This window comes from Burkholderia sp. KCJ3K979 (assembly GCF_016759955.1).
Taxonomy (GTDB): Bacteria; Pseudomonadota; Gammaproteobacteria; order Burkholderiales; family Burkholderiaceae; genus Burkholderia; species Burkholderia orbicola.
Map to the genome: position 1 here is coordinate 1 of NZ_JACFYV010000381.1, position 2589 is coordinate 2589.

General features: G+C 62.9%; 2 protein-coding genes. Both read right to left on the reverse strand.

Annotated elements, in window-relative coordinates; translation table 11 throughout:
* Nucleotides 1-11: 11 nt before the first annotated feature.
* Nucleotides 12-1847, reverse strand: a complete 1836-nt coding sequence (locus tag H3O04_RS34875) for a S10 family peptidase (protein WP_012328010.1) — start codon at nucleotides 1845-1847, stop codon at nucleotides 12-14.
* A gap of 616 nt (nucleotides 1848-2463) precedes the next feature.
* The coding region (locus H3O04_RS34880; RefSeq protein WP_202589467.1) for a 3-hydroxybutyrate oligomer hydrolase family protein at nucleotides 2464-2589 on the reverse strand (126 nt) is incomplete at its 5' end.

Genomic DNA, 2589 nt, shown 5'->3' on the forward strand with positions numbered 1-2589 from the left:
GCCCGCCACGCTTACTGCCCCTGCTGCCGCAGTTTCTGCTGCTTCATCTGCTGCGTGCGCGCCTGCAGTTTCAGCACGCGTTGCAGCGCGGTGCGGTTCGCGAGGATACCGTCGTAGAAGCTGGCGAGATCGCCCTTCAGCGCGGTCCGCGACGCGTCGTTCAGGTAGATCATGTGGCCCGACGGGTAGTTCTTGATCGTCAGGTTCTGCGCCTTGAGCGTCGGATCGAGCGGCATCTGCGCGAGCGTCAGCTCCGTCTGGTGGAACGGCGTGACGGCGTCGAAATAGCCGTTCGCCGACAGCACCTTCAGGTCCGGGTTCACGCTCATCGTCGACGCCAGGTCGCCGGCCGTGTACAGCGTATTGCCGCCGCCCTTGTTCGCGCCGGTCGGGTCGATGTGACTGAAGTCCCAGTTGTTGAAGACCTGGTCGTTCAGGTCCACGAACGACGACGTCGACGTGTACTTGAGGTCGGTGTTGATGTAGCTGTTCCACAGCACCGTGTACGCGCCGCCGACGTTCGTGATCGACGGATCGTTGCTGCCCGAGTTCGGCAGGATGTACGGCGCGATGCCCTTGCCCGTGAAGTTCGCGCGACCATCGTACTGGCCGATCTGCGTGCCCGGCACCAGCGTCAGGAAGAACGTGTACGGCGGGTTGTCATCCGACGACGGCACGTTGCCGAGCGCGGCCGGGTTGCCGAAGGTCTGGATCAGCGACGTCGGGTCCGTGCCGATGTACGCGCCCATCTGCTGCGCGGTCGCGAGCTTCAGGTTCAGCCGCACGTTCACGAAGCCGCCGTCCTGCGGGTTCGGCTTCTGCGCGAGCGGCGCGAGCGTGTTGTCCGCGTAGTTGCGGGCCTGGACCATGTACGCGTCGAGATCGGTCGGCGTCGGGTTGAGCGTCGTCTTCTTCCAGTAGAACGCGTCGGCCGCGAGCGTCGGGAACGTGCCCGGCGCGGACAGCGCGTTCGCATAGTCGAGGATCGACGACTGCAGCGTGATCCCGTTCAGGTCGATGCCGTCCTCGTGCAGCACCCACGACACGACCGCGCTGCGCGCGGTGCCGTACGACTCGCCGTACAGGAACTTCGGCGAATTCCAGCGCGAGTACTTGGTCAGGTAGCGCTGAATGAAGCGGTCGATCGAGCGCGCGTCCTGGTCGGTGCCCCAGAAGTCCTTGTTCTTCGCCGGTGCGATCGCGGTCGAATAACCGGTGCCGACCGGGTTGATGAACACGAGGTCGGTACGGTCGAGCAGGCTGTCCGGGTTGTCGAGCAGCTTGTACGGCGCGGGCGGCGTGAAGTTCGGGAACGACGACTGCAGGCGCTTCGGCCCGTACGAGCCAAGCAGCAGGTAGACCGACGACGAACCGGGGCCGCCGTTGTAGAAGAACGTGACCGGACGCGGCTTCGACGGGTCCGGATTGTCCTGCGTGTACGCGACGTAGAACATCTTCGCGTTCGGCGCCGACGTGACCGGATCGATCGTCGTCAGGTGGCCGGTGGTGGCCGTGTACTTGATCGTCTTGCCGCCGATCGTGACCTGGCGGTGCACGACCGCGGCGCCTTCCGTCGAATCCGTGACCGCGTCGTTCGGCCCGGTGCCGTACACGTCGGTGTCGACGTACGGCTGGTCGGCCGCGGCGGCGGCCGTTGCGTCGGTGGCGGCCGACGTGCTGCCGCTGGTCGTCGCAGCCGCGGTGGCGGCCGATGCGCTCGGGCTCGGCCCGTCGTCGCCGCCGCACCCCGTGACGAGCAGCGCCGCGGCCGCTGCGGCGGCGAGCGGTACGCTCAAGGTCGTTCCGAATAGCGCGAAACCGTCTTTCAAGGACTTCCGTGTCGTCATTATTGCCTCTCGAACAGAACGATAAATACCGCCGGCCGCAAAGGATCATTTGCGCCGGCGCTCCGCACCGGGAATGCATTCGTTATGCGACGCACTCCGAGTTTTTTACCGGATCGGCGAATACCGATCGGCACGATTTACCCCACCCATGTTTTTTGCAACCGCACAATGGAATCAATTCCATTGCCAACGACAATTCAATGATTCGCTGCAATACGGATTCATTCCGTGAATTTGCAGGCGCAACAAAAAAGACGGACAAAATAACGCCGTGCAAAGCCCGCCCGGAAAAGCGTCTTCACTTCGAATAGACGAACGATCCCCCTCGGCGAGATACCGATTAATCGCGAAACGGCGATCAGCCGGGATTCGAGTCGATTGAATAAAATCGAAAGGATCGATTAACTAAACGGAAAGGAATATTCTCGTGTCTGGAATTTATTAAATTAAGTGAAAATACCGGCGCATATTAGGTTCCGGATTTATCGCCGTAAAGTAATAATTTGTTACAGCGCTCGCCATTCGGATAAAAGGCCGTACGGGACCGATTCCAGGCGACGTCAATAAAAAAGCCGGACGACGGTCCGGCTTGCTGGAGAACGCGTGGCGGGCGCCGTCAGAGCGGCACGTCGATTGTGCCGACGCCGGTCGCGATCGCGTTCGCGCCCGGCGCGGTCGAGATCGGCGGCAGGTTCGCGCTCGTCAGCGCGGGCGCGGCGCCCGGCGTGCCGCCGCGCGGCAC

Excerpts from the sequence above, each read along its gene's own strand:
- H3O04_RS34875 (WP_012328010.1), bottom strand. The coding sequence starts at position 1,847 with ATGACGACACGGAAGTCCTTGAAAGACGGTTTCGCGCTATTCGGAACG.